General features: G+C 58.9%; 19 protein-coding genes and 1 tRNA gene. 16 read left to right on the top strand and 4 right to left on the bottom strand.

Annotation, left to right across the window (positions count from 1 at the left end; all coding sequences use genetic code 11):
* Nucleotides 1-3 precede the first annotated feature (3 nt).
* From ACEWPJ_RS09105 to ACEWPJ_RS09055, 11 genes are all read left to right on the top strand, one after another.
* A complete protein-coding gene (locus ACEWPJ_RS09105; protein WP_416512596.1) occupies nucleotides 4-639 on the top strand; it encodes a DUF1326 domain-containing protein in 636 nt (211 codons plus the stop codon).
* Between the two features lie 31 nt (nucleotides 640-670).
* Nucleotides 671-1,771, top strand: coding sequence for a dimethylsulfoniopropionate demethylase (locus ACEWPJ_RS09100; protein ID WP_416512594.1), 1,101 nt, complete (start codon nucleotides 671-673; stop codon nucleotides 1,769-1,771).
* Between the two features lie 11 nt (nucleotides 1,772-1,782).
* On the top strand, nucleotides 1,783-2,772 hold the full coding sequence (acuI, locus tag ACEWPJ_RS09095) for an acryloyl-CoA reductase (RefSeq protein ID WP_416512593.1): 990 nt from the start codon (nucleotides 1,783-1,785) through the stop codon (nucleotides 2,770-2,772).
* 309 nt (nucleotides 2,773-3,081) lie between these two features.
* On the top strand, nucleotides 3,082-4,725 hold the full coding sequence (locus ACEWPJ_RS09090) for a BCCT family transporter (protein WP_416512592.1): 1,644 nt from the start codon (nucleotides 3,082-3,084) through the stop codon (nucleotides 4,723-4,725).
* 71 nt (nucleotides 4,726-4,796) lie between these two features.
* Nucleotides 4,797-6,023: an aminotransferase class V-fold PLP-dependent enzyme gene (locus ACEWPJ_RS09085; RefSeq protein WP_416512590.1), complete on the top strand. Its 1,227-nt coding sequence runs from the start codon at nucleotides 4,797-4,799 to the stop codon at nucleotides 6,021-6,023.
* Between the two features lie 3 nt (nucleotides 6,024-6,026).
* Nucleotides 6,027-7,442 (top strand): cryptochrome/photolyase family protein, encoded by a 1,416-nt coding sequence (locus ACEWPJ_RS09080; RefSeq protein ID WP_416512589.1) that lies wholly within the window; start codon nucleotides 6,027-6,029, stop codon nucleotides 7,440-7,442.
* A complete protein-coding gene (locus ACEWPJ_RS09075) occupies nucleotides 7,396-7,959 on the top strand; it encodes a TrgA family protein (protein ID WP_416512587.1) in 564 nt (187 codons plus the stop codon). Before ACEWPJ_RS09080 ends, ACEWPJ_RS09075 begins: the two co-directional genes overlap by 47 nt.
* Nucleotides 7,960-7,975: 16 nt before the next feature.
* Complete coding sequence (locus ACEWPJ_RS09070) at nucleotides 7,976-9,097, top strand: NUDIX domain-containing protein (RefSeq protein ID WP_416512586.1); 1,122 nt, start codon at nucleotides 7,976-7,978, stop codon at nucleotides 9,095-9,097.
* A gap of 55 nt (nucleotides 9,098-9,152) precedes the next feature.
* Nucleotides 9,153-10,190, top strand: a complete 1,038-nt coding sequence (locus ACEWPJ_RS09065; RefSeq protein WP_416512584.1) for a cysteine synthase A — start codon at nucleotides 9,153-9,155, stop codon at nucleotides 10,188-10,190.
* Nucleotides 10,190-12,625, top strand: a complete 2,436-nt coding sequence (locus ACEWPJ_RS09060) for a DUF3772 domain-containing protein (protein ID WP_416512582.1) — start codon at nucleotides 10,190-10,192, stop codon at nucleotides 12,623-12,625. The genes ACEWPJ_RS09065 and ACEWPJ_RS09060 overlap by 1 nt, the downstream gene beginning before the upstream one ends.
* Nucleotides 12,626-12,729: 104 nt before the next feature.
* Nucleotides 12,730-12,819: transfer RNA gene (locus tag ACEWPJ_RS09055), tRNA-Ser, on the top strand.
* A 33-nt stretch (nucleotides 12,820-12,852) separates the two neighbouring features.
* Here ACEWPJ_RS09055 and ACEWPJ_RS09050 read toward each other — a convergent pair.
* Both ACEWPJ_RS09050 and ACEWPJ_RS09045 read right to left on the bottom strand, forming a co-directional pair.
* Entirely contained in the window at nucleotides 12,853-14,709 is a 1,857-nt protein-coding gene (locus ACEWPJ_RS09050) for an SLC13 family permease (RefSeq protein ID WP_416513028.1), read from the bottom strand.
* A gap of 138 nt (nucleotides 14,710-14,847) precedes the next feature.
* Complete coding sequence (locus ACEWPJ_RS09045) at nucleotides 14,848-15,963, bottom strand: TIGR03032 family protein (RefSeq protein WP_416512580.1); 1,116 nt, start codon at nucleotides 15,961-15,963, stop codon at nucleotides 14,848-14,850.
* 85 nt (nucleotides 15,964-16,048) lie between these two features.
* Between ACEWPJ_RS09045 and ACEWPJ_RS09040 the strand changes: the two genes are divergently transcribed.
* Nucleotides 16,049-16,546: a toxin-activating lysine-acyltransferase gene (locus ACEWPJ_RS09040; protein ID WP_416512578.1), complete on the top strand. Its 498-nt coding sequence runs from the start codon at nucleotides 16,049-16,051 to the stop codon at nucleotides 16,544-16,546.
* Nucleotides 16,547-16,740: 194 nt separating this feature from the next.
* Nucleotides 16,741-17,748 (top strand): Hint domain-containing protein, encoded by a 1,008-nt coding sequence (locus ACEWPJ_RS09035; RefSeq protein WP_416512576.1) that lies wholly within the window; start codon nucleotides 16,741-16,743, stop codon nucleotides 17,746-17,748.
* Nucleotides 17,749-17,775: 27 nt separating this feature from the next.
* On the opposite strand, the gene ACEWPJ_RS09030 is transcribed toward ACEWPJ_RS09035, so the two are convergent.
* Nucleotides 17,776-19,044, bottom strand: coding sequence for a glycerate kinase type-2 family protein (locus tag ACEWPJ_RS09030; protein ID WP_416512574.1), 1,269 nt, complete (start codon nucleotides 19,042-19,044; stop codon nucleotides 17,776-17,778).
* A 256-nt stretch (nucleotides 19,045-19,300) separates the two neighbouring features.
* Between ACEWPJ_RS09030 and ACEWPJ_RS09025 the strand changes: the two genes are divergently transcribed.
* From ACEWPJ_RS09025 to ACEWPJ_RS09015, 3 genes are all read left to right on the top strand, one after another.
* Complete coding sequence (locus ACEWPJ_RS09025; RefSeq protein ID WP_416512572.1) at nucleotides 19,301-20,323, top strand: putative 2-aminoethylphosphonate ABC transporter substrate-binding protein; 1,023 nt, start codon at nucleotides 19,301-19,303, stop codon at nucleotides 20,321-20,323.
* Nucleotides 20,324-20,426: 103 nt separating this feature from the next.
* A complete protein-coding gene (locus ACEWPJ_RS09020; RefSeq protein ID WP_416512570.1) occupies nucleotides 20,427-21,536 on the top strand; it encodes a putative 2-aminoethylphosphonate ABC transporter ATP-binding protein in 1,110 nt (369 codons plus the stop codon).
* Between the two features lie 3 nt (nucleotides 21,537-21,539).
* On the top strand, nucleotides 21,540-23,555 hold the full coding sequence (locus tag ACEWPJ_RS09015; RefSeq protein ID WP_416512568.1) for a putative 2-aminoethylphosphonate ABC transporter permease subunit: 2,016 nt from the start codon (nucleotides 21,540-21,542) through the stop codon (nucleotides 23,553-23,555).
* On the opposite strand, the gene ACEWPJ_RS09010 is transcribed toward ACEWPJ_RS09015, so the two are convergent.
* On the bottom strand, nucleotides 23,552-24,424 hold the full coding sequence (locus tag ACEWPJ_RS09010) for a LysR substrate-binding domain-containing protein (RefSeq protein WP_416512566.1): 873 nt from the start codon (nucleotides 24,422-24,424) through the stop codon (nucleotides 23,552-23,554). The genes ACEWPJ_RS09015 and ACEWPJ_RS09010 overlap by 4 nt on opposite strands.
* Between the last annotated feature and the right edge of the window lie 106 nt (nucleotides 24,425-24,530).

Below are 24,530 nucleotides of genomic sequence, written 5' to 3'. Positions count from 1 at the left end.
GAGATGGCAGATGCGACGGAGACAAAGCCCGAGTGGGTTCTGAAGGGGGAGCTGTTTTTGAACTGCTCCTGCGAATTGTTCTGCCCATGTGTCGTCAGCCTTGGCGCGCATCCACCGACTGAGGGGCATTGCCACGCGTGGATGGCAATTGCCGTAGATGAAGGGCATTACGACGGAGAGGACATCGGCGGGCTGAACATCGGTCTGCTGGTCGATATTCCAGGCCGCATGGGCGAGGGCAACTGGAAGGTCGCGGCCTATGTGGACGAACGGGCCAGCGATGCGGCTTATGACGGTCTGCTGAAGATTTTCAGCGGCGCGGCGGGCGGCACCACGGGGCTGTTCACCATGCTCGTGTCGGAAATCATTGGTGCCGAACGCGCCCCGGTTGAGATTGAGCGGGACGGCCGCCGCCGCGCGATCACCGTCGGGCGCAAAATTCAGGGTGAGATTGAGATGATTGATGGCGCCAGCCCCGAGCATCCCGTGATGATCACGAACTCCCAATACTGGATGGGGCCGGACATCATCGCCGCACAAGGCACGCGGTCCAAGCTGCGGGCGCATGGCCGGGTTTGGGATTTCGGCGGCAAATCGGCAGAGATTTGTCCGATTGACTGGAAAGGTCCAGGGCGGTGAAGGTCCGGTCTCATCTGAAGGATCACATCTGATGGCGCGGATTTCACCCAACGGGCGCGTCCGTCGCACTCCGTTTTCCGACGGTGTCGAGGCGGCGGGCGTCAAGGGTTACACCGTTTACAACCACATGCTACTGCCGACCGTTTTCGAGAGCTTTGAGGCGGATTATCACCACCTGAAACGCCATGTGCAGGTCTGGGATGTCGCCTGCGAACGGCAGATACAGGTGAAAGGGCCGGACGCCCTGCGCATGATCCAGTTCCTGACCCCGCGCGACCTTGACAAGATGACAGCGGACCGGTGCCTGTATATTCCCGTTGTGGATGCAATGGGCGGGATGCTGAACGATCCAGTATTGATGCAGGCCGCGCCCGACACCTACTGGATTTCCATTGCGGACAGCGACCTATTGCTGTGGATCGAGGGGTTCGCCTGCACCCAGGGTTTCGACGCGGAGGTGAGCGAGGTCGATGTCTCGCCCCTCGCCGTTCAGGGCCCGAAATCCGACGACCTGATGGCGCGGGTGTTTGGCGATGGCGTCCGCGCCCTGCGGTTCTTTAGCTGCGGACGGTTTGGCTTTGAGGGACGGCCAACGCTGATCTCACGCTCCGGCTATTCCAAGCAGGGTGGGTTTGAAATATACGTTGAAGGCACGGAAAACGGTATGACGCTGTGGAACGCGCTGTTCGCGGCGGGCGAGGATCTGAATGTCCGCGCCGGGTGTCCCAACCTGATCGAGCGGATTGAGGGCGGGTTGCTAAGCTACGGCAACGACATGACCCGCGAAAACACGCCGCTGGAATGCGGGCTGGGGCGGTTCGTGGATGCCTCGCAACTCGATCATTGTTTCGGCGGGCGGGCCTTGAAGGAAGAACTGGCGGAAGGGTCAAAGCAGATGATCCGCCCCATTGCGATTGAGGGCGACATCCCGCCCTGCGACCGCGTGTGGCCGGTCTACGCGGATGGGAAACGGGTTGGGCAGGTCAAATCTGCGGTCTGGTCGCCCGATCACAAAATCAACGTCGCGATGGGCATGATCGCCCGCACCCATTGGGACACCGGAACAGCCATCGAAGTCGAAACACAGGACGGGATGCGATCCGCAACCGTTCAAGAGAAATTCTGGAGATAAGGAGTAGAACGATGTTCAACGCACTCGTGGTAAATAAGGACGAAGACGGTAAGACCCATGCCGAGGTGAAGGGGCTTGAGCTGTCCGATCTCCCGGATGCCGAAGTCACGGTCGCCGTCGAATACTCCACCGTCAACTACAAGGACGGGCTGTGCATTGGTCCCGGCGGCGGGCTGGTGCGGAACTACCCGCACGTGCCGGGGATCGATTTTGCCGGCACGGTCGAGGAGTCGAGCGACGATCGCTATAAGCCTGGCGACAAGGTCGTCCTGACCGGCTGGCGCGTCGGTGAGGCGCATTGGGGCGGCTACAGCCAGAAGGCGCGTGTGAAGGCCGATTGGCTGGTTCCGCTGCCGGAAGGGCTTGATGCACGGCAAGCGATGGCGGTCGGCACGGCCGGGTTCACCGCAATGCTCGCCGTGATGGCGCTTGAAGATCATGGGTTGGAGTCTGGTCACGGGCCAGTTCTGGTCACTGGTGCAGCTGGCGGGGTCGGATCGGTTGCAACCGCAATTCTCGCCAAGCTGGGGCATGAGGTTGCGGGTGTCACCGGGCGGCCCGAAACGGCGGATTACCTGAAATCCCTTGGTGCGACGCAAATCGTCCCGCGGGAAGAACTGAACGAAACCACCAAGCGGCCCTTGGAGGGCGAGACTTGGGCCGGGTGTGTTGATGCCGTCGGTGGTGAAATGCTGGCGCGCGTGCTGGGCCAGATGAAATATGGGGCATCCGTGGCCGCCGTGGGCCTTGCAGGCGGCGCGGGTTTGCCTGCGACCGTCATCCCGTTCCTGCTGCGCGGCGTCAACCTTCTTGGGATCGACAGCGTGATGCAGCCCTACGACAACCGCCTGCGTGCGTGGCAGCGTATCGCCAGCGACCTGCCGATGGACAAGCTGGAATCGATGGTCGTTCCGGCGACGCTGGGCGATCTGCCAAAGCTTGGCGCGGATATTCTGCAAGGTCAGGTGAAGGGCCGGGTCGTCGTAGACGTCAACGCCTAAGCCGTGCGCCCAAGCCCCTGCCGGGGCGGGCCTATGAAAAGAAACGGCCGCCCCTTGGTTGCATCCGGGGCGGCTGTTTTGTTAGGGCTTGGACATGCTGGGAACCAAGCGTTGGTCTTTTGCGTTATCAAAGCAGGCGCTTATGCGCCGAACTTTGTAGTGTGTGTTCTGATCGCCGTTATCGGAGACGCGAGAGAAAAATTTTAAACTTCCGGCCGATCGCTTGGACGTTGTCCAGGCGATCGCGTTGTTGGCGCGGTTCCCACCCATAATCAGCCGACAGCTCCGGACACAAACAAGAGGGTCAGTATGACTGATGAAACCAGTTCGCAGGGCATTCCCGAACCGGAAGGTGCTGCGGACATAATCGATACCGACTACGAAATTGGACAAGATAATATCGACGGGACACTTGGGCCGCTTGGGTTCGACATTCACAACCCGGTCTTCGCGATTTCGGGTCTCGCTATTGTAGCGTTTGTCTTTTACGCGCTGGCGCTGCCCGAACAATCCGCTGGCGTCTTTAGCTGGCTGTTTTCTGCCGTCACAAAGGGCTTTGACTGGTTCTTTCTGGGCGCTGCAAACATTTTTGTTCTGTTTTGCCTGTTCCTGATCGTCAGCCCGTGGGGCAGCGTTCGCTTGGGGGGACAGGAAGCGTCGCCCGACTACACCTATCTTGGGTGGTTTGCGATGCTGTTTGCCGCCGGTATGGGCATCGGCCTGATGTTCTTCGGCGTGTCCGAACCGATGAGCCATTTTTCATCCTCTCTTGGCGGTGTGGCCGTTGGCGAAGACGGCGTGCGAACAGACTGGGCGCCCCTTGGCGGTGCCGAGGGTAATGAGTCCGAGGCGATTCGCCTTGGCATGGCCGCGACCATCTTTCACTGGGGTCTGCACCCTTGGGCGATCTATGCGGTCGTTGCGCTGGCGCTGGCGTTGTTTAGCTACAACAAGGGCTTGCCGCTGACGATCCGATCCGCCTTCTATCCGATCTTCGGGGATCGTGTCTGGGGCTGGACTGGGCATATTATCGATACGCTCGCGGTGTTTGCGACGCTGTTCGGGCTCGCGACCTCGCTGGGCTTCGGCGCGACGCAGGCGAGTGCCGGTCTGAACGAATTGTTCGGCGTGCCGCTTGGATCCACCACCGAAGTCGTGCTGATCACCGCGATTACAGCAGTCGCGCTGGTTTCCGTCCTGCGGGGCTTGGATGGCGGCGTTAAGGTGCTTTCGGAAATCAACATGGGCCTTGCTTTCATTCTGCTGTTCTTCGTGCTGATCGTCGGCCCGACGATTGTTCTGTTGACCGGGTTTGGCAGCTATCTGGTGGCTTATGTGGAATACCTGCCTGCGCTGTCCAATCCCTTCGGACGCGAGGACGTGAACTTTAGCCAAGGTTGGACGTCCTTCTACTGGGCCTGGTGGATCAGCTGGTCCCCCTTCGTCGGCATGTTCATCGCGCGGGTTAGCCGTGGCCGGACCGTGCGCGAATTCGTGATTTGCGTCTTGCTGATCCCGTCGCTGGTCTGCGTTCTGTGGATGTCGGTCTTTGGCGGTGCAGCGATCCAGCAGGTTGTCTCCGACGGATACACCGTCGCACAGGAAGCAGCGCTGGAGCTGAAGCTGTTCAAAATGCTGGATGTGCTTCCGCTGGCGGCGATCACGTCGTTTGTGGGCATCGTTCTGGTGATCGTGTTCTTCGTGACGTCGTCTGACTCCGGCTCTCTGGTGATCGATACGATCACGGCGGGCGGTAAGGTCGACGCACCGGTGCCGCAGCGCGTGTTCTGGTGCATCTTTGAAGGCGCGGTTGCGATCGTGCTGCTGATCGGCGGTGGCCTGCAAGCGCTTCAATCTATGGTGATATCGACGGGTCTGCCGTTCACGATCATCCTGCTGTTGATGTGCTGGGCGATCTTCAAGGGACTTGTCGCCGAACGGCGCGAAACCTGAATGATCGGTAATAGCTGAGAATTGGCCCTCCGGCGCTTGCGTGTCGGGGGGCTTTCTTATTGAGTGGCCCCATGAAAAAGCTTGATATCGAATTCGTGCGGGCACAGTTCCCCACCTTTGCCGAGCCGGGCCTTCAGGGGCAGGCATTCTTTGAAAACGCAGGGGGCAGCTATACCTGCCAGCCGGTGATTGACCGGCTGACCCGCTACTACCACCAACGCAAGGTGCAGCCCTACGGCCCCTACGATGCAAGCCGCCTCGCGGGCGAGGAGATGGATGAGGCCCGGTCGCGCCTTGCCGCGATGATGGGTGTCGCGACGGAGGAGGTCAGCTTTGGCCCCTCGACCACGCAGAACACCTATGTGCTGGCGCAAGCATTCCGGCAGCACCTGTCGCCGGGGGACGCGATCATCGTGACCGATCAGGATCACGAGGCGAACTCAGGCCCGTGGCGGCGGCTGGCAGACGACGGTATCGAGGTGCGGGAATGGAAGATCGACCCCGGAACGGGTCATCTTGATACCGAGGTGCTTGCCGGACTGCTTGACGACAGGGTCAAACTGGTCTGCTTCCCGCATTGTTCAAACGTCGTCGGAGAGGTCAATCCGGTGCCGGATATCTGCAAGATGGCGCGGGCGGCGGGCGCGTATTCCTGCGTTGACGGGGTCAGCTACGCGCCCCACGGTATTCCGAACGTCGCGGCCCTTGACCCGGATGTTTACCTGTTCTCGGCCTACAAGACCTATGGTCCGCATCAGGGAATCATGGTCATCAAGCGGGAACTGGGTGAATCGCTGCCCAACCAGGCGCATTATTTCAATGCGGATTCCCTCTACAAGCGCTTCACGCCAGCCGGGCCCGACCATGCGCAGATTGCGGCATCCGCTGGCATGGCGGACTACGCGGACGCGCTTTACACCCATCACTTCGATGGCCGCGCCGATCCGTTCGAGCGAGCCGCCGCCGTGCACGACCTGATGCGCGCGCGGGAAACGAAGCTGCTTCAACCGGTGCTGGATCACATCGGCCAGAAGAACTCCGCCCGATTGATAGGGCCGGGTGATGCCGAGGGCCGCGCGCCGACCGTCGCGATGGAGCTGAACGGCCCCGCGGAGCCCGCCGCCGCGGAACTGGCAAAGCACGGGATCATGGCTGGCGGTGGGGATTTCTACGCGGTCCGGGCGCTTCAGGCGCTTGGCATTGATCCGGCGAAGGGCGTCCTGCGTATCAGTTTCGTGCATTACACGCACGAAGATGAAATCGCGCAGCTTCTGGATGCGCTCGACAAGGTGATCTGAGCTTTGGTTGACACATCCCCGGTATTGCTGTGGTTCAGGCGGGATCTGCGCCTGCACGACCATCCGGCCTTGCGGGCCGCGATTGATAGCGGGCGGCCGGTCATCCCGGTTTTCATTTGCGACGAAACCGTTGAGGGGCTTGGCGCCGCGCCAAAATGGCGGCTGGGTTTGGCCGTAGAGCACCTTTCCAAAACGCTGTCTGACAAGGGCGCGCGGCTGATCCTGCGGCGCGGCAATGCGCTTTCTGTCCTGCGGGCGCTAACTGAAGAAACCGGTGCTTGTGCGGTCTACTGGTCCCGGCTTTATGATGCAGCCTCCAAGGCGCGCGATACCGAGGTGAAGGCAGCCCTGAAAGACGAGGGGGCAGAAGCGAAAAGCTTCGCCGGGCATCTGTTGTTTGAACCTTGGACAGTCGAAACCAAGGATGGCGGGTTCTACAAGGTCTATAGCCCGATGTGGCGGGCCGTGCGCGGGCGCGATCCGGGCGCGCCGCTGAACGCGCCGGGGGCGTGGCCTTCGCCGGGCGCATGGCCTGCAACGGATCAACTGACGGATTGGTTTCTGGGGGCATCAATGCGCCGCGGTGCGGACATCGTGGCTCCCCATCAAACGATCGGAGAGGACGCCGCTCGCGATCGCCTCTACCGGTTCACTGACGAATACATCGGGCGCTACAAGGCCGAACGCGATTTTCCTGCCCGCCCGGTGACATCGGGCTTGTCAGAAAACCTGACCTACGGCGAAATCAGCCCCCGCGTGATCTGGCAGGCTGGCCACCGCGCGATGGACGAGGGCGCGAATGGGGCCGAACATTTCCTGAAAGAACTCGTCTGGCGCGAGTTTGCTTATCACCTGATCCACCACACCCCCCGGATTGAGGCGGAGAATTGGCGCGAGGGGTGGGACGGCTTTCCTTGGCGCGATGACAACGATGAGGCCGAACGCTGGCGGCAGGGGCGCACGGGCGTTCCGCTGGTCGATGCGGGTATGCGGGAAATGTATGTCACCGGAACGATGCACAACCGGGTGCGCATGATCGTGGCGAGCTACCTGACCAAGCATCTTATGACACACTGGCGAGTGGGCCAAACGTGGTTCGAAGACTGCCTGACCGATTGGGATCCCGCATCAAACGCGATGGGGTGGCAGTGGGTCGCCGGATGCGGCCCGGACGCCGCCCCGTATTTCCGGGTGTTCAACCCCGAAACGCAGGCGGAGAAGTTTGACGGGGACGGCACCTACATCCGCCGCTGGCTGGCTGAGGGTCAATCTGACCCGACCGAGACCGCGAAAAGCTATTTCGATGCCATTCCAAAGGCTTGGGGCTTGTCACCCAGCGACCCTTATCCCGACCCAATCGTTGCGCTAAAGGATGGCCGCAAAGCCGCACTTGATGCTTATGAAGCGTGGAAATCCTGAAAAGGGCGGATTTCTGCTGCAAAATTGGCCGATTTCTGGTTCTCTTTCAAAAAGACAACAAAACTACAGGTGCATCATGCCAACCGCCGCCCGTCTTGTCGGAGCCATCTGTTTTGCCGGACTTGCCTTTCTGGTGTCAGGCATGATTATCCCGCTTCTTCCCGATGGCGACAGAACCGTAATGCTCGGCATTATCAATGCAGGCGTTGGCCTATTCTGCGGCTGGAAAGTCATGGGACCGCGCGCAGGCTATGGCTTTCGTGGCGCGGTTGGTGGCGGTTTGACCACTACGGCAGCGATGGTGATCGTCGCGTTGTTCATTCATTCAACAACGGAAATGGTGCGGCTTTCCCTGCGCAAGTCCTATGACGGTGCGACCGAGGCCGTCGTCGGTATTTTCGAGATTGGCATTGAATATGCCAAGATCATCGCCACCCCGGAAATCATCGGAACGCTTTTGATTGGCGGAATCCTTGCGGCTTTTGTAACAAACGCTGCAGATGCCCGTTGGGCGTGAATCAAAGCAGGACTCAATGTCGAAAAGAATGTTCTTCTACGGCACTCTGTGCCACCTTCCGCTATTGGAAGCGGTGATTGGTCGCGGTCTGGGAAAAGATGAAGTTCGCGACGCAACCCTCTTGAATCACGCAATTTACTGGGTAAAAGATCAAATCTTTCCCTGCATCGTCGAAGAACCCGGCGCAAGCGCCGAGGGGATCGTGTTTGAGGCAAGCGCCGAGGATGCCGCCCGGCTGAACTATTACGAAGGCGGGTTTAACTACAACTTGCGGATGCTGACGCCCGAGGGTGAAGACCAACCCGTCGAAGTCTATTTCCCCGATCCGGGCCACTGGGAGATTGGCGCGCCATGGCGTTTGGCTGATTTTGTTGCGCAATACGCGGCCATCACGCTTGAGGCGGCGACAGAGGTCATGCGGCTATACGGCAAGATCGACGCGGCAGAGGCATCGCGGCGTTTACCGATGCTTCGCGCGATGGCGACTGTCACCTCGCGCCGGATTGTGCAGCCGACCCTGTCAGAGAGAACCGATTTCGATCTTTCCGATATCAGCTTGAAGAACTTTCGCCGTGCGTATCAGGATTTCTTCGCGCTCGACGAATACGAAATCAGCCACAAACGCTTTGACGGCGGCGAAAGCGGTGTATTGCGCCGGGCGGCCTTCATTTCGGGGGATGCCGTGATCGTGCTGCCCTATGACGCGAAACGTGACCGTGTTCTGCTGGTTGAACAGTTCCGCGTCGGCCCGTTTTCGCGCGGCGATCTGCATCCGTGGATGCTTGAACCCATTGCGGGGCGGATCGACGCCGGTGAATCGCCCATTGAAACCGCTCATCGCGAGGCGGAGGAAGAGGCGGGACTGACCCTGACCGACCTTCTGCCGGTCAGTGCGCATTATCCCACGCCCGGCGCGTCGACAGAGTTTTTCCATTGCTATCTGGGGCTTACGGACCTTCCTGAGACCGGAATTGGTTACGGTGGACTGCCGGGCGAAGGGGAAGACATTCGCACGCATATCATTGGCTTCGATGCGTTCATGGACCTGATCGAAAGCGGAGAGGCCGAAGTCGGCCCTCTCGTCCTTTGTGGTCTGTGGTTGGCGAGACACCGCGACAGGCTGCGTTCCTCCGCTTGAGTTCCGCAAAACCGCGTCCTACACAGGAGCCCACAGGAAATGGGGCCGGACCGCTATGCGTATTTGTGAAAATCTTGAAGACACGATCGGCAAGACACCTCTGATCAAACTCACCCGCGCAAGCAAGGAGACCGGCTGCGATATCTACGGCAAGGCGGAGTTTCTAAACCCCGGCCAGTCGGTCAAGGATCGCGCGGCGCTTTACATCATCAAGGATGCGGTGGCCAAAGGCACGTTGCGCCCCGGCGGCACGATTGTTGAAGGCACTGCAGGCAACACCGGCATCGGCCTTGCGTTGGTTGGTGCTGCGATGGGGTTCAAGACGGTTATTGTGATCCCGGAAACGCAAAGCCAGGAAAAAAAGGATATGATCCGGCTGGCAGGCGCGGAGCTGGTGCAGGTGCCCGCGGCACCCTATAAAAACCCCAACAACTATGTGCGCTATTCCGAACGGCTGGCGGCTGAGCTTGCCAAGACGGAACCGCAGGGCGCGATATGGGCCAACCAGTTCGACAATGTCGCCAATCGCCAAGCCCATGTCGAAACCACTGCGCCCGAGATTTGGGAACAGCTTGACGGTAAGGTCGATGGTTTCATCTGTGCGGTCGGCTCAGGCGGCACGCTTGCGGGTGTCGCCGAAGGATTGCGGGCGCGCAAGCCCGACGTGAAAATCGGACTGGCCGACCCGGAAGGCGCGGCGCTCTACAGCTATTTCACCACAGGGGAGTTTGCGTCCGAAGGCACCTCAATCACTGAGGGGATCGGGCAGGGGCGGATCACCGCGAACCTTGAGGGGTTAAAGGTCGATCATGCCTACCGGATACCGGATAGCGAGGCGCTGCCGATTGTCTTTGACCTTCTTCGGGAGGAGGGCCTTGTTATGGGTGGATCGACCGGCATCAACGTAGCCGGCGCGATCCGGCTTGCAAAGGACATGGGGCCGGGGCATCGGATTGTGACGATCCTCTGCGACTACGGCAACCGTTATCAATCCAAGCTGTTCAATCCGGAATTCCTGACGGAAAAGGGGTTGCCTGTTCCAGCGTGGCTTGATGCTGCGCCGCGCAGCATTCCCGGTGTTTTTGTAGATTGATGTCAACGCTTCGCCTCCTTCTGGTGTGTCTGTTCGCGGTCGTCGCGACGGCGGCGGTTGTCGTCCCGACGCCTCTATTTGCGCAGAATGGGCTTAGTGCTGAGGACTACGACGAATGGGCCAAGGTTGCTGACCGGGCGGAGGCCGCAGTTGAAGCGGGCCGCGCGTCCGAATTGGCGCTTGAAGACCTGCGCGCGCAGCTGACCGAGTGGCGAACCCGGTTTGCCAACGCTCAGAACACCAACAGTGCGCGGATCGAAACGCTGCAATCGCAGTTATCGGCCCTCGGCACCGCCCCCGAAGACGGGAGCGAGCCCGAGGAGATCACCGCCCGACGGGACGAACTGACCCAAGCGCTCGCCGTCGCGCGGGTGCCCGTGTTGCGGGCGGAGGAGGCGCATAGCCGCGCGGACGGCTTGGTCAGCCAGATCGATACGCTGATCCGCGAACAGCAAACCGACGCGCTGCTTGAACTGTGGCCAACACCGTTAAACCCGATCAACTGGGAAGACGCCGTTCGCGAATTCGGCGCAACAACGGGGGAGTTTACGCGGGAAACTACGGTATCGCTGGCCGATCCGACGCAGCAAAGCGTTTTCAAGAAAAACCTGCCGCTGATCCTGCTTTTATTTGCGATTGGGTTAGTGCTCGCCATGCGCGCCCGGCGCTGGACAGAGGCGCTGGTTGATCGGATATCGGTCAAACGGACGATTCTGCGTGATTGGCTATGCGGCCTGATCAGCACTGTCGGGCAGATCGTGTTGCCCTTCCTCGGCGTGCTCGCCCTGACCGAAGCCGTTTACGCCACCGGATTTGTCGGACTGCGCGGCGATGTGTTGCTGTCGGGTATTCCGTTGGCCGCGATTGCCTTCCTTCTGGCGCGTTGGTTGGGAATGCGGATTTTTCCGAAGGCCGCTGCCGACGACGCATATTTTGACCTGACCGCGGAACAGAACGCGCGTGGCCGCTGGATTTCCGGCGGGCTTGGTCTGCTGCTGGGTTTGCAGGTGTTGCTGACGGCCTTTGCGGTGTTTGAAAACTACAGCAACACCGCGCTGTCGGTGCTGGCGTTCCCGTTGATCGTTTTGTTCGCGATCCTGACCTTCGGCCTTGGGCGTTTGATCCGTAATCATAGAACGCGGATTTCCGACGAGACGGAGGAACTGACCTTCCGCGCCCGCTTGGTCGGCATGATCGGGTTGGCGGCAATGCTCGCCTCGGGCCTTGCGATTGTGCTGGCCGCGATCGGCTATTACAGCGCCGCGGTCACGCTGGTCTATCCGACGGCGGTATCGCTCGCGCTGTTTGCCTTGCTGTTGATCTTGCAACGTTGGGTCACAGACATCTACGCGCTGTTCAGCGGCAGCCGAGAAACGGCGAATGAGGCGCTGGTTCCCGTCCTGATCGGCTTTGGCCTGACGCTCGCCGCAACACCGCTGTTCGCGCTGATCTGGGGTGCGCGCGTTGCCACCCTGCGGGAGTTCTGGACGAAATTCACCAACGGGATCACCTTTGGAGAAACCACCATCTCCCCCTCGGTTTTCCTGACGCTTGCGGTCATCTTCACCATCGGCCTCGTCGTCACGCGGCTTGTTCAGGCGACGCTGCGCAATACGGTGTTGCCGAAAACGAAACTCGACACCGGCGGGCGGAACGCCATCGTGTCAGGCACGGGCTATGTCGGGATATTCCTTGCGGCGATCATCGCGATCACCGGGGCGGGGATTGACCTGTCGTCGCTTGCGATTGTCGCGGGTGCGTTGTCGGTCGGGATCGGTTTCGGCCTTCAGAATATCGTATCAAACTTTGTCTCCGGCATCATCCTGCTGATTGAACGCCCGATTTCGGAAGGGGATTGGATTGAGGTTGGCGGCAATTCCGGCTACGTGCGTTCGATTTCCGTCCGGTCGACGCGGATCGAAACCTTTGACCGCGCCGATGTGATCGTCCCGAACGCCGACCTGATTTCCGGCGTCGTGATGAACATGACCAAGGGCAGCCTGACGGGACGGGTGATTGTTCCGGTTGGCGTCGCCTATGGCAATGACACGCATAAGGTCGCGTCAATCCTGCAAGAGATCGCAGAGGCGCATCCGATGGTCGTGCTGAACCCCGCGCCGGGGATCATTTTTCAAGGATTCGGGGCCGACAGCCTCGACTTTGAAATCCGCGCGATCCTGCGGGATGTGAACTGGATGCTGAGCGTCAAGTCCGACATGAACCACGAAATCGCCCGTCGATTTGCCGAAGAGGGTATCGAGATTCCGTTTGCTCAGCGTGATATCTGGCTGCGTAATCCCGAGGTCCTGACAGGCAAGGATCAGCCCCCGCAAGCCGGGCCTTCGAAGCAGGAAAAAGCGCAGCCCGCCACGAAGACTGATGCGACGGCGGAGATTGATTTTTCGACCAAGGGCGAGCCGACGGAAGACGACTGATCCGCAGCCGGGTGAGCCATCCATTGCACCGCAAAATCACCGTTTGATTTTCTACAGAAACCCCCTTGCAAGCCCCCATGTTTGAAGGCTAAACAGCACGCCACGGAGAGGTGGCCGAGTGGTCGAAGGCGCACGCCTGGAAAGTGTGTAGGCGGGAGACCGTCTCCAGGGTTCGAATCCCTGTCTCTCCGCCACATGCCTTTCGCGCCGCGAAATGCCACCCTACATCAGAAAACCAGATTCAGCATCGTCAGCGATACGACGAGGAATATGATCGTCATGATCCCGCCGCTCTTGACGAAGTCGACGACCTTGTAGCCCGCTGGCCCCATGATGAGCGCATTTACCTGATGGGTCGGAATGATGAAGCTGTTTGAGGTTGAGATCGCCACGGTCAGCGCGAAGATCGCCGGGTTTGCGCCCGCTGCCACCGCGATCGAAACGGCGAGGGGGACGAGAAGAACCGTCGCCCCGACATTCGACATCACCAGCGAAAACACCGTTGCAAGTATCGCCACTCCGATCTGAAGTGACAGGATCGACCAGCCGTCGAGGAGCACCAAAATCTGCTGGGCGATCCACGCGGCGGTGCCGCTGTTCTGCACCGCTTGACCGAGGGGGATTAGGCTTGCCAACAGGAAAACCGTGTTCCAGCCAACGGCGCGATACGCCTCATCAATGCTGAGCACTCGGGTCAGCAGCATTCCGACCGCGCCGACCAGCAGGCACAGCGACAGGCGGATGTCGGTGAACAGGATCAGCGACAGCGAGATCAGAAAGAACAGCACCGCCCAGCCGACCTTCTGCGGGCGCAGTTCTTCTTGCGGAAAATCAGAGGTCACGATGACAAAGTCCTGATCCCGTTTCAGTCGGGTCAGATTGTCCCATTTCGTATGCGCGACCAGCATGTCGCCGGGGCGGAAATCGACCAGACCGATCTGGGTCGGCTCGTGGTCGTCGGTTTCGACATGGCTCAGGGTTTCTTCGCCCCGGTGAATGGCCAGCAGGCTTAGCCCGTAGGTCTTGCGAAGCAGCATCTCCCGCGGGCATTTGCCAATAAGGGTGCTATCGGGCGGGATGACGATTTCCGCGATGCCGGCATTGGTCGGGGCGAACTCCTCGGCAAAGACGTCCAGCGACGGGCGGATTGTCAGGCCGTATCTCCGCGCAAAATTCTCAACCACTGTGGCCTTGCCGATGATCGCCAAACGGCAAGGGGCGGCGATTTCGGCGGTGAGGATTTGCACCATCGACGTCTTGCCGCGATAGAAGGTCGAGATGATGTAGAGGTTATTTTCAAGGTTGATGTCCGCCAGCACCTGCCCGACAAGGTCGCTTTCTGCGGGCACGTCGACCTCAAACACATCGGCGCGCAGGCCGTAAACCCGTTGCAGGTATTCCGACGTGCCATGACCAGTCGCCGCGTCCAATCTGACCGAGTCGCCGGGCAGCACCCAACGGCCAAAGATCAGGAAGTAGAAAATACCGCTCAGGATTAGGGCAAAGCCGATGGGGGTCACGGAAAACAGGCCGAACGGTTCCATCTTCTGGGCGTCGGGCAGGCCGGTATTGGCGGTTTGGATCAGGTCATTTAGCAGGATCAACGGGGACGAGCCAACCATCGTCATGGTGCCCCCAAGGATCGCGCAAAAGCCCATCGGCATCAGAAGGCGGCTTAACGGGATATTCGCGCGGGCCGATATTCGGCTGACAACGGGCAAGAACAGCGCAGCCGCGCCGACGTTTTGCAGGAAACTGGATATGAAGCCAACGGTGCCGGACACGATCGGCAGCACGCGCGCTTCGGTCGTGCCGCCGTATTTCAGGATAGCCGCGGCGACCTTATTCATCAGCCCGGTTTTATCCAACCCCGCCCCGACGATCATCACCGCAATGATCGAAATAACGGCGTTCGACGCGAACCCGTCAAACAGATGGTTCACATCGGCCAGTTGTTCGAGGCCGGGCAGGTAGCTGAGGATGCCGACTATAACGAGGACAAGAATGGCCGCGAGGTCGATCCTGATAATTTCCGAAACGAATAAGAAAACGGTGAAGGCCAGCAGCCCAAGCACCACACCCATTTGGAATGTAAATACAATCTGTTCCAAGCTGATGATCCTTTGAATAAAGGCGTTGGAACCTTCAACACTACGCCAAAGACCGGCAAAAGTGGAACGTCTATCTTGAATCGATGATTTTGGCGGTGGTTTTTGGGTGGCTCAGATATGCGTGCGAGACGGCCTGAACATCTTGTTCATCGCCTCGCTTTCCAGATCGGCGATCATCGGTCGCCGCACGCCGGGCAGCACGCAGACATCGTATATTTCCGACGCCAGCCCTTCGATTGCGATGCGATGCTCAATCTCTCCGGTATTCAGGTTAACCACGGAGATCGAACATTCCGGTTTCAGCCCTTCATCCTTTAGACGTTGGTTAAGTGGGGTGCTATCGTTGCCCTCAAACACCCCGTTCTCGCGGGGTTTCGATGCGCCGACGAAGGCGTAATTCTTCCAGAACGACACGCCGCGGGTAAAGCCGGGGATGAAGCAGATCGGCGTGTATTCTCCGCTGTCACGGTCGATCTGTCCGAACTCGCCCGCACCGCTATTCGCAACGTAAAGCTGCCCGTTATGGATCTGGGGGGAGTGGGGCATGTGCAGACGTTCGCAGATCACCTCATCAGTCGTGACGTCGATCAACAAGCCAGACCCCGCGTCTTTCGGAAGTGACCGCCAGCCGAGCAACGTGTCGGTGTTTGAAAAGCACGTCACGTATTTTGGCCGCCCATGTTCAAGCGCCAGACAGTTCAGGTGGCACCGGTCGCCATGCGCGAATTCGCTGATGAAGGGTGGCTTCCAAAGCGGCTCAAAGCTCCATTTTTCGTGGAGCCGTCCAATGCAGTTGAAATTGCAAGAGATGAAGTAAACGCCATGTTCGCTGGCCCTCACATCATGCAAATTTATCATGCCGGTCGTCGTGGCCCCAACGGGCGCAAAGATCGCGTCATTGCCTTGCGAGGTCTGGCCCTTGCGCAGGAAATTCTCAAACCGCCAAACCTGCTTCAGGCTCGCCATCCAGAGCGTTCCATCGTGAAGGCTAAGCCCCATTGAGCGGTGAAAGGACGCGTCGGAAAACGAAAAATGCCCGAGGTCGTCGAGCCCCATCATGAACACCTTGCCGATGTGGTAGGTGTTGAACGCCAGCGAAACCCGGTGTTTCGCAAGCCATCCTTTGAAGCCGTGCGACGGGATTAGGTTGATCGTCTCCGTCCGCGTTTCGGGCACGCGGGGCAGGGTAAGATCGACACCTTGCGCATTTTCCGGATCGTCCCGCATCGAAAAACTCCGAGATTTACTGACAAACTTGTTTCATTTAGGCATAGCTAACACACCCGTCCGAATTTCAGAAATGGACTTGCTGATGCCAGAAGATCAAGAGGATGCCGGTGATCTGATCCAAGTCTCTCCGCTTTACCCTAACGACGATGTTCTGCGGGTTTTCGGAGAGATTGCGTTTCTTTGCTTTTACTCAAACCTCTACCAAAAATGGTCGATGCAGGCGATCGCCAAGGTGTTTGAGCCGCCGATCTACCTCAAGCAATTTCAGGTTTATCGCGCACGGGGCGTGCCACGGGGCGTCGTGACCTGGGCGAAACTGAACGCCGAGGCTGAGGCAAAGCATATTGCTGGCACTGGGCTTGATAATTTCGAAGAATGGAATTCTGGCGATCAGCTTTGGATCATGGATATCATGGCGCCTTGGGGTCACGGCAAAGACATTATCGAAAATATCAAGGCGACCATTGAGGTCGACAGCGTCAAGACGGTGCGCATCCACAACGGCCAAAAGAAAATCCTCGAATGGCACCGGTCTGCGGGAACGAAAAAGTGGAAAAGTCGCGTCACACCGATTGAATAGAGCGCCGATTGCGGCGCGTTATCGTGCTTTTTGCAACATTTCGGCGGGTTCGATGTCTTAAAACCTGCGTTTTTCCCCTGACATGCGATCAAGCGAGCAGATTAATATATAGTTAAAGAACAGGGTGTGATTCCGTCTTTTCCAGATGACGGGTCGGATGGTACGCAACGACTAACAAGTGGCGACTGAATTATATGGTAAGTTTGTCAGGTCCGACGACCGCGAGTATGACCGAAGGCTTCAACGGAGCCGGAAACACAACAGCGAGCGGGACGGTTATAAATACAGAGCCGGGAACGATCTCTTGGGTTGCCGGTGGCTATAACATCCTGTCGGTGCCGACTTTCGGAACGCTCACGATAAATCAGAACACGGCGAATAACGAAGGCGGCTATACGTGGTCTTTCGTGTTCGACTCGGACGATCCGGCGCTTGACGGGCTGGACGCTGGCCAGTCGATGACGGTCACTTTCAACATTCAGGTGTTCGATACATCGTGGACAGGCGGCGCGCAGACGACCGTGAACGGGACCACCGTGGTCGACACCCATCAGGTCACAATCACCATATTCGGCGAGAACGAGGTATGCTTTACCCGCGGCACCGAAATCCTGACCTCTGACGGGCCAAAACTGGTCGAGGCGTTGAAGGTCGGCGATCTACTCGTCACCCGCGACAACGGCGTGAAACCGATCCGATGGATTGCGTCCTCCGTTGTGTCGGAAGAACGTCGGCGCGGTAATTCGAGCCTTGAGCCGATTGTGATCGAAGCGGATGCCTTGGGGCGCAACACGCCCGCGAAGGATCTGCACGTTTCGCCCCAGCATCGCATCTTGATCGAAGGCGGTCATGTCGATCTGATCGTCGCGGAATCCGCCGTGCTCGCCAGCGCGAAAAGCCTGCTGAACGGCAAGACCATCCGGCACAGCGGCGACGCGTTCCCAGAGCTTGAATACTGGCACATTGCGCTTGATGATCACGAGGTGATTTTCGCCAACGGCTGTCCGGCCGAGAGCTTCCACGTCGGCGACGTTGCGCTAACGGCGATGTCCGCCGCCCAGCTTGATGAGCTTGAAAGCCTGTTCCCCGGCATCACCACCGACAGCCGAACGTTGTCTCTGCCCGAGGTGAAAGCTTATGAGGGCCGGGTGCTGAGCTCGATGTTGTTAGATTCGCGGGATTTGTCGGCACCCGTCCGGTAGCGGTATGATCTCGGCGCTGGTCCGCGCCTATCCGTTCGCGGGCCGCAGCAGCAATATCTGAACATCAGCCACATTCGTTCCCGTCGCGCCGGTCATCAAAAGATCGCCGGCGGATTTCAGGGCGGCGTAGCTGTCGTTGTTGGCCAGCAGCGCTTTGACATCTTGTCCGGCCATACTGATCCGGTTGAGGGTTCCGGGGTCGACCACGCCTCCGGCAGCGTCGGTCGGGCCGTCCCGGCCATCGGTTCCGCCGCTTAGGAAAACCCAGTGTCCGCCAAGAAGCCCATCGGCGATCTGTGCGACCCGCAACGCGAGTTCCTGATTGCGTCCGCCGCGCCCGTCGCCTTTAATCTTCACTGTCGTCTCACCGCCAAAGATCAGTGCTGTGGGTTTTTTGGCAGCCTCCTTGACCGCCGCCCTTACGATCTTGTCGGCCGCTGTTTGCACGTCGCCGGTCAGATGATTGTCCGCGATCCGTGCGTCCCAATCGGTAGCGGCAGAGTGGGCCGCCGCGAGGCTGACCCGATTGCTGCCGATCAGTGTGTTTTCTGCCGGAGTGTCGGCGGCGGTGTCCTTCTTCGTCGAAAGGTAGCTGCGGACGCGATCCGGCAGGTGATCCCAAATGCCGTTATCCCGCAGAAGCTTCATCGCGTCCGCGCTGGTGCCGAGGGGCGCAACCGTCGGGCCGCTTGCAATCGCGCGAAGGTCATCGCCGATCACATCGGACAGGATCAGCGCCGTGACCGGGGCAGGGGCCGCGTAGCGCAGGAAGCCACCTCCCTTAAGGTCGGACAGTTGCTGCCGGACTAGGTTCATCACGTTGATATCAAGCCCGCTTTCAAGAAGCAGCCGATTGACAGCCATCTTGTCACCCAGCGTCAGATCGCCCGCCGGGGCCGGGATCAGCGCGGAACCGCCGCCGGAGATGAGCGCGACGACCCGGTCGTTCTCCGCCACCTCGGACAGCAGCGCGATGATCCGCTGCGCCGCGTTGTAGCCCGCCTGATCGGGCACCGGATGCCCGGCCCGCAGGATTTCAACGCCCGGCACGGTGTGTTCGTTTTCGCGGTGTGTGACGCCGAGGGCACGGACTGGCCCTGCGATGTGATCCAACGCTTCGCCAAGCATAGCCGGGGCGGCTTTGCCAATTGCGATGACGTAGGTTACGCCGCTATCCTCCGGGCTCGGAGCCGAATGCTCCGCAAAATAGCGCCGCACAGCGGTCGCGGGGTCGGCGGCCTGCACTGCAGCATCGAACAGCCGCCGCGCCATCCGTCGCATTTCATCAATCGGCATCGAGGCCCCCATTTTCGTCAACGCTTTGTAGACCCGGATCGCCATACGGTAAATCTGTGACTTTAGCAGCGTCAGTCGAAATAACCTTTAGCGTGTTTTCGAGTTATCGCTTTCATAGGGTGTGCCTATGATCTAGTAGAAAATATCGATTTTTCTTGTTCATTAAACCTGCAACACTCGGTTCATGGTCATGGGGCCGTTACAAAAAACAAAGAAAAGCACGCGCGTGCACCCAACAGAAGAGGAGACTGAACGCATGAAAATCCGCAAATCGCTTGTTATGTCGATTGCGGCGGGGATGCTGTCTGCCACGAGCCTTGCGGCGCAAACGGAGCTTACCGTTTACACCGCCGTCGAAGCAGAAGACCTTGCCCGCTATGCTGCTGCATTTAATGAAGAACACCCTGATATCACGATCAATTGGGTGCGCGATTCCACCGGGATTATTACCGCGAAACTGCTGGCCGAACGGGACAATCCGCAGGCCGATGTGATTTGGGGGCTGGCTGCAACGTCGCTTCTGCTGCTGAAATCCGAAGGGATGCTTGAACCCTACGCCCCCGCCGGTGTTGAGGAACTTGATCCCAAATTCGTCGATGGCGACAGCCCGCCCGCGTGGGTCGGTATGGACGCCTGGGTTGCGGCGGTCTGCTACAACACGGTTGAGGCCGAGGCGAACGGCCTGACGCCGCCGACCTCGTGGCAAGACCTGACCGACCCGATGTATGAAGGCCACGTTATCATGCCGAACCCGAATTCCTCGGGCACCGGCTTTCTTGATGTTTCAAGCTGGCTTCAGATCTTCGGGGAAGAGGGCGGCTGGGAGTATATGGACGCGCTTCACCAGAACATTGCGCGTTATACCCATTCCGGGTCGAAACCGTGCAAGCTGGCCGCGGCTGGCGAAATCCCGATTGGCGTTTCTTTCGCCTTCCGCGGAGCGAAATCCAAAGCCGACGGCGCACCGCTGGAGATCATCGTGCCGTCCGAGGGTGTCGGCTGGGATATGGAAGCGACCGCAATCGTTGCGGGCACCGACGACATTGAAGCCGCGCAAAAGCTGGTCGACTTTACCGTCACACGCGGCGCGATGGAGATGTATAATTCGGGCTACGCTGTTGTCGCGATGCCGGGTGTTGCGAAACCCGTCGAACATTTCCCGGAAGGTCTGCTTGACGCGATGATCGAAAACGATTTCGAATTCGCGGCGAACAACCGGGCCGCGATCCTTGAAGAGTGGCAAGGCCGCTACGACGGGAAATCCGAGCCCCGCGAATAATTGCAAATGGGAGGAGCGTTCGCGCTCCTCCTGACCCGGCCTACCGCTTGGTGGCCTAGCCTGAACCACGCCCATTGACCTATCGAAGACAAGGACGTCCACCGTGAACAACGCGGCCGCCATCAAAACCCCCTACCTGCAAATCGACGCGCTTTGGAAAGCATTCGGGGATTTCCTTGCCCTAAAGGACATTTCTCTCGCGATAGAGGAAGGGGAGTTTGTGTGTTTCCTCGGTCCGTCGGGATGCGGCAAGACCACGTTGCTGCGCGCGATTGCGGGCCTTGATTTGCAAACCCAAGGGTCGGTGCATCAGGACGGCAAGGACGTGTCGAACCTTCCACCGTCAGAGCGGGATTTTGGCATCGTGTTCCAATCCTACGCGCTGTTCCCGAACCTTTCGATTGAAAAGAATATCGCGTTCGGGTTGGAGAATACCGGGCGTTCAAAGGCTGAAATCAACCACCGCGTTGCAGAGCTTCTTGATCTCGTCGGCTTGCCCGACCAAGGGCGCAAGTATCCGGCACAGCTTTCCGGCGGGCAACAGCAACGGATTGCACTGGCGCGGGCGATTGCGACCAATCCCGGCCTTCTGCTGTTGGATGAGCCTCTATCAGCGCTCGACGCGAAAGTTCGCGTGCACTTACGGCATGAAATCAAAGAATTACAGCGCAAACTTGGTGTGACAACCGTGATGGTGACGCACGATCAGGAAGAAGCGCTTTCGATGGCCGACCGGATCGTTGTGATGAACCACGGCGTTATCGAACAGGTCGGCACGCCGACGGAAGTTTATCGCGAGCCGCAAACGCTGTTCGTCGCGGATTTCATCGGAGAGATGAACCAAATCCCGTCCTCAATCGGGGAAACCGGGCGCCTTCGCATTGGCGAAAAACACTTTGCCTGTCACGCCCATGACTTCCGCGATGGCGAGGACGTCGTCGCCGCGATCCGCCCCGAAGACGTTATCCCACGGGGTGCAGGTCATACTCCTGAAGAAGGCAACGAAAACGGCCTTGAAGTTCTGCTGAACGAGATGGAGTTCCTTGGCTCTTTCTGGCGATGCCGTCTGCAAAGTGCACAATTTGGCGACAACGAGTTGATCGCCGATTTTTCCATCAATGCCGTGCGACGGCTAGCGCTTGAAGAAGGCAAGACCATCGCAATCGAATTGCCGGAAGGCAGGCTGATGGCGTTTGAACGGGCAGGGGACTAGGCCGTGACTGATACGACACCCCAAACGCTCCCGTCCGGTCCGCGCATTCGCGGAAAGCTGAGCCGGGACGACCTGATCATGCGCGGCGGCATGGTCGTGATTGCGCTTTATCTGATCGTCACGCTGATCTTTCCGCTTTACGCGATGCTGTCCAAAAGCTTTTCGACCTTCAAGTTTGAGCTTGGGCAGTATGAGGTGCAGGAGAGCGACGAAGGTGGGCAGTTTGTTACTGATCCTGTCACGTTTGCCACCTTGAACGAACAGCTTGACGTCGTGCCTGACTCCGATCTAACCGCCGGGGCGGATGGCAGGTTGCCGGTCACGCAATTCTTCCCTGATTTCAGTTTCCGCAGCCCCGTCCTTTATCGATTGCGCAACACGAACGAAGACGGTCGGTTTCTCGTCGGGTCCACATTGCAAACGGGGACGGAGTGGGTGGAGCTTGATTCAAACACCTTCCGGCGTGTGCAGTTGCGGCCCGTGAAGGATGTTGGCCTCGGCAACTTCGAGAATTACTTTTCGACGCCAGCGCTGTTCAAGTCGATCCAAAACTCCTTGGTGATCGCGTTGATCAGCACGGTGGTTACGGTCACGCTGGCCTTTGGGTTCGCTTACGCTCTCAGCCGAAGTTGTATGCGTTTCAAGGGCGCATTCAAGCTGATCGCAATGGCGCCGATCCTCGTGCCGTCACTTCTGCCGGGGATCGCATTGGTCTACCTGTTCGGTAATCAAGGGATGCTGAAGGAACTCTTGTTCGGGGCAAGTATTTACGGGCCAATCGGCATCGTGATCGGGTCGGTGTTTTTCACCTTCCCGCACGCGTTTCTGATTATTTCGACGGCCTTGGCGATTTCGGACATGCGCCTTTACGAAGCGGCGGTGTCCTTGCGCGCAAGCCCGTGGCGCACGTTCTGGACCGTGACAATTCCGGGCGCGCGGTATGGTTTGATCTCGGCCGCGTTTGTCGTGTTCAACCTTGTCATCACAGATTTTGGATTACCGAAAGTGATCGGCGGGCAGTTCAATGTGCTGGCGGTCGACATCTACAAGCAGGTGATCGGACAGCAGAATTTTGAAATGGGCGCGGTGGTGTCTGTCGTGCTGGTTGTCCCGGCGATCTTTGCCTTTGCCATCGACCGATTGGTGCAGGGCAAACAGGTGGCGTTGCTCTCGGCCCGGTCCGTTCCGTATCAGCCGACGCCGAACACCAAGGCGGATTGGGGCTGGTTCGCCTATTGCTGCGCTGTTGCCGTGTTTATCGTCGGATTGCTGGCTGTCTGCCAGTTCGCGGCGCTGATCAAGTTCTGGCCCTATGACCTCAGCTTCAGCCTGCGCAACTTCCAGTTTGACCGGATGGATGGCGGCGGTTGGGCCTCCTATTTCAATTCCATCAAATTGGGGCTTCTAACCGCGATCTTTGGCACGGCGATTGTCTTTTTCGGTGCCTATTTGGTTGAGAAATCCAATGGCTTCAAAACCGGGCGCAACCTGTTCCAGATGTTCGCCATGTTGCCGATGGCCATTCCGGGGATGGTGCTGGGCCTTGCCTATATTTTCTTCTTCAACAACCCCGCGAACCCGCTGAACGCGATTTACGGCACGATGGCGATTCTTGTCGTTTGCACGGTGACGCATTTCTACACGGTCTCTCACCTCACGGCGGTGACCGCGCTAAAGCAAATGGATCGGGAGTTTGAGTCTGTCTCCGCCTCACTGAAGCAGCCAACGCTCAAGCTGTTTTCGCGGGTGACGGTGCCGGTGTGCTTGCCCGCCGTTCTCGACATTTCAATCTATCTGTTCGTGAACGCGATGACGACGGTATCGGCGGTGGTGTTTCTTTACTCGCCAAAAACGAACCTCGCCTCAATTGCCGTGCTGAACATGGACGACGCGGGCGATGTCGCGCCAGCGGCGGCAATGGGGATGATGATCTTTTACACCAACGCAACCGCACGCATTCTGCATTTGATCGCGTCGAAAGGCATCTTGAAACGAACGCAGGCTTGGCGGTCGCGCTAGGGTTTTGCACCAAGCGCTGAGGCGTGTTCCATGAACGCGCGGATGACCCGAACGTCGCGGCGCTGGGAGAGGTAGATCAGGGTTTCGTTCATGCTGATCGTGACTCCGGTCAGGGGGATTTCGACGATCCGGTCATCACGCCCGACCTCGGCCCCCGAAACGAAACCGACCCCGGCACCGGAGGCGACGACCTCCCTCATCGCTTCACGGCCTTCCGCCTCAATCGCGGGGATGAGTTTGACTTTCAATTGGGCTGCGGCATCTTCGAGTTTCTGGCGGGTTTTTGATCCCTTCTCTCGAAACACCAACGGCATTTCGGCCAGATCGTGCAGATCAAGTTGGCGCGTCTCGGCGGGGAAAAATCCTTTCGCCGCAATCGCCACAATGGGCGATGCACCCAGGTCCAGCTTTTCCATGTCCTGACCGGGGGCGATACTGCCGACGATCCCAATTTCGGCGTTGTAGGCGCGAAGTTCGCTCAGCACTTCTTCGGAGTTTCCGGTTCGCAGCGAAACCAGCACCTTGGGGTGTTTCTTGCGAAACCGGGCCAGCACGCCGGTGATGTAATGCGCAGAGTCCGCGATGATGCGCAGCGATCCTTCGACGGCGGCGCGGGTTTCGGACATGTATTCTTCGATCTGCTCTTCGACCTCGAACAATTGCCGGGTCAGAAGGAACAGACGTTCGCCTTCTTTGGTCAGTCGAACCCGCTTTCGGTCGCGTGAAAACAGCAGGACATCGTGATCCTGTTCGAGCTTCCGCACCTGTTCTGAGATTGCGGGTTGCGTCAAAAACAACGCCTCTGCCGCGCGGGAAAACCCGCCGTGAAGGGCTACATTATGAAATGCTTTAAGCTGGCTATGGCGCATCTGAAACCGTCATTTCGTTGTTATCATTTTTGCTTATATTTCGATACCAATTAGCAATTTTACATATGTATGGGCTTTCGTCAAAAGTCGAATAAGCACCGCGCGA

This window comes from Aliiroseovarius sp. YM-037, assembly GCF_048060095.1.
In the GTDB taxonomy this organism is placed as follows: Bacteria; Pseudomonadota; Alphaproteobacteria; order Rhodobacterales; family Rhodobacteraceae; genus JBLUOA01.
This window is presented reverse-complemented; position numbering and strand designations above follow the sequence as displayed.

What these genes read in the sequence shown, in the direction of transcription:
- ACEWPJ_RS09105 (WP_416512596.1), top strand. Translation starts at nt 4, where the DNA reads ATGGCAGATGCGACGGAGACAAAGCCCGAGTGGGTTCTGAAGGGGGAG.
- ACEWPJ_RS09100 (WP_416512594.1), top strand. Translation starts at nt 671, where the DNA reads ATGGCGCGGATTTCACCCAACGGGCGCGTCCGTCGCACTCCGTTTTCC.
- acuI (WP_416512593.1), top strand. Translation starts at nt 1,783, where the DNA reads ATGTTCAACGCACTCGTGGTAAATAAGGACGAAGACGGTAAGACCCAT.
- ACEWPJ_RS09090 (WP_416512592.1), top strand. Translation starts at nt 3,082, where the DNA reads ATGACTGATGAAACCAGTTCGCAGGGCATTCCCGAACCGGAAGGTGCT.
- ACEWPJ_RS09085 (WP_416512590.1), top strand. Translation starts at nt 4,797, where the DNA reads ATGAAAAAGCTTGATATCGAATTCGTGCGGGCACAGTTCCCCACCTTT.
- ACEWPJ_RS09075 (WP_416512587.1), top strand. Translation starts at nt 7,396, where the DNA reads ATGGCCGCAAAGCCGCACTTGATGCTTATGAAGCGTGGAAATCCTGAA.
- ACEWPJ_RS09070 (WP_416512586.1), top strand. Translation starts at nt 7,976, where the DNA reads ATGTCGAAAAGAATGTTCTTCTACGGCACTCTGTGCCACCTTCCGCTA.
- ACEWPJ_RS09065 (WP_416512584.1), top strand. Translation starts at nt 9,153, where the DNA reads ATGCGTATTTGTGAAAATCTTGAAGACACGATCGGCAAGACACCTCTG.
- ACEWPJ_RS09060 (WP_416512582.1), top strand. Translation starts at nt 10,190, where the DNA reads ATGTCAACGCTTCGCCTCCTTCTGGTGTGTCTGTTCGCGGTCGTCGCG.
- ACEWPJ_RS09050 (WP_416513028.1), bottom strand. Translation starts at nt 14,709, where the DNA reads ATGGGTGTGGTGCTTGGGCTGCTGGCCTTCACCGTTTTCTTATTCGTT.
- ACEWPJ_RS09045 (WP_416512580.1), bottom strand. Translation starts at nt 15,963, where the DNA reads ATGCGGGACGATCCGGAAAATGCGCAAGGTGTCGATCTTACCCTGCCC.
- ACEWPJ_RS09040 (WP_416512578.1), top strand. Translation starts at nt 16,049, where the DNA reads ATGCCAGAAGATCAAGAGGATGCCGGTGATCTGATCCAAGTCTCTCCG.
- ACEWPJ_RS09035 (WP_416512576.1), top strand. Translation starts at nt 16,741, where the DNA reads ATGGTAAGTTTGTCAGGTCCGACGACCGCGAGTATGACCGAAGGCTTC.
- ACEWPJ_RS09030 (WP_416512574.1), bottom strand. Translation starts at nt 19,044, where the DNA reads ATGCCGATTGATGAAATGCGACGGATGGCGCGGCGGCTGTTCGATGCT.
- ACEWPJ_RS09025 (WP_416512572.1), top strand. Translation starts at nt 19,301, where the DNA reads ATGAAAATCCGCAAATCGCTTGTTATGTCGATTGCGGCGGGGATGCTG.
- ACEWPJ_RS09010 (WP_416512566.1), bottom strand. Translation starts at nt 24,424, where the DNA reads ATGCGCCATAGCCAGCTTAAAGCATTTCATAATGTAGCCCTTCACGGC.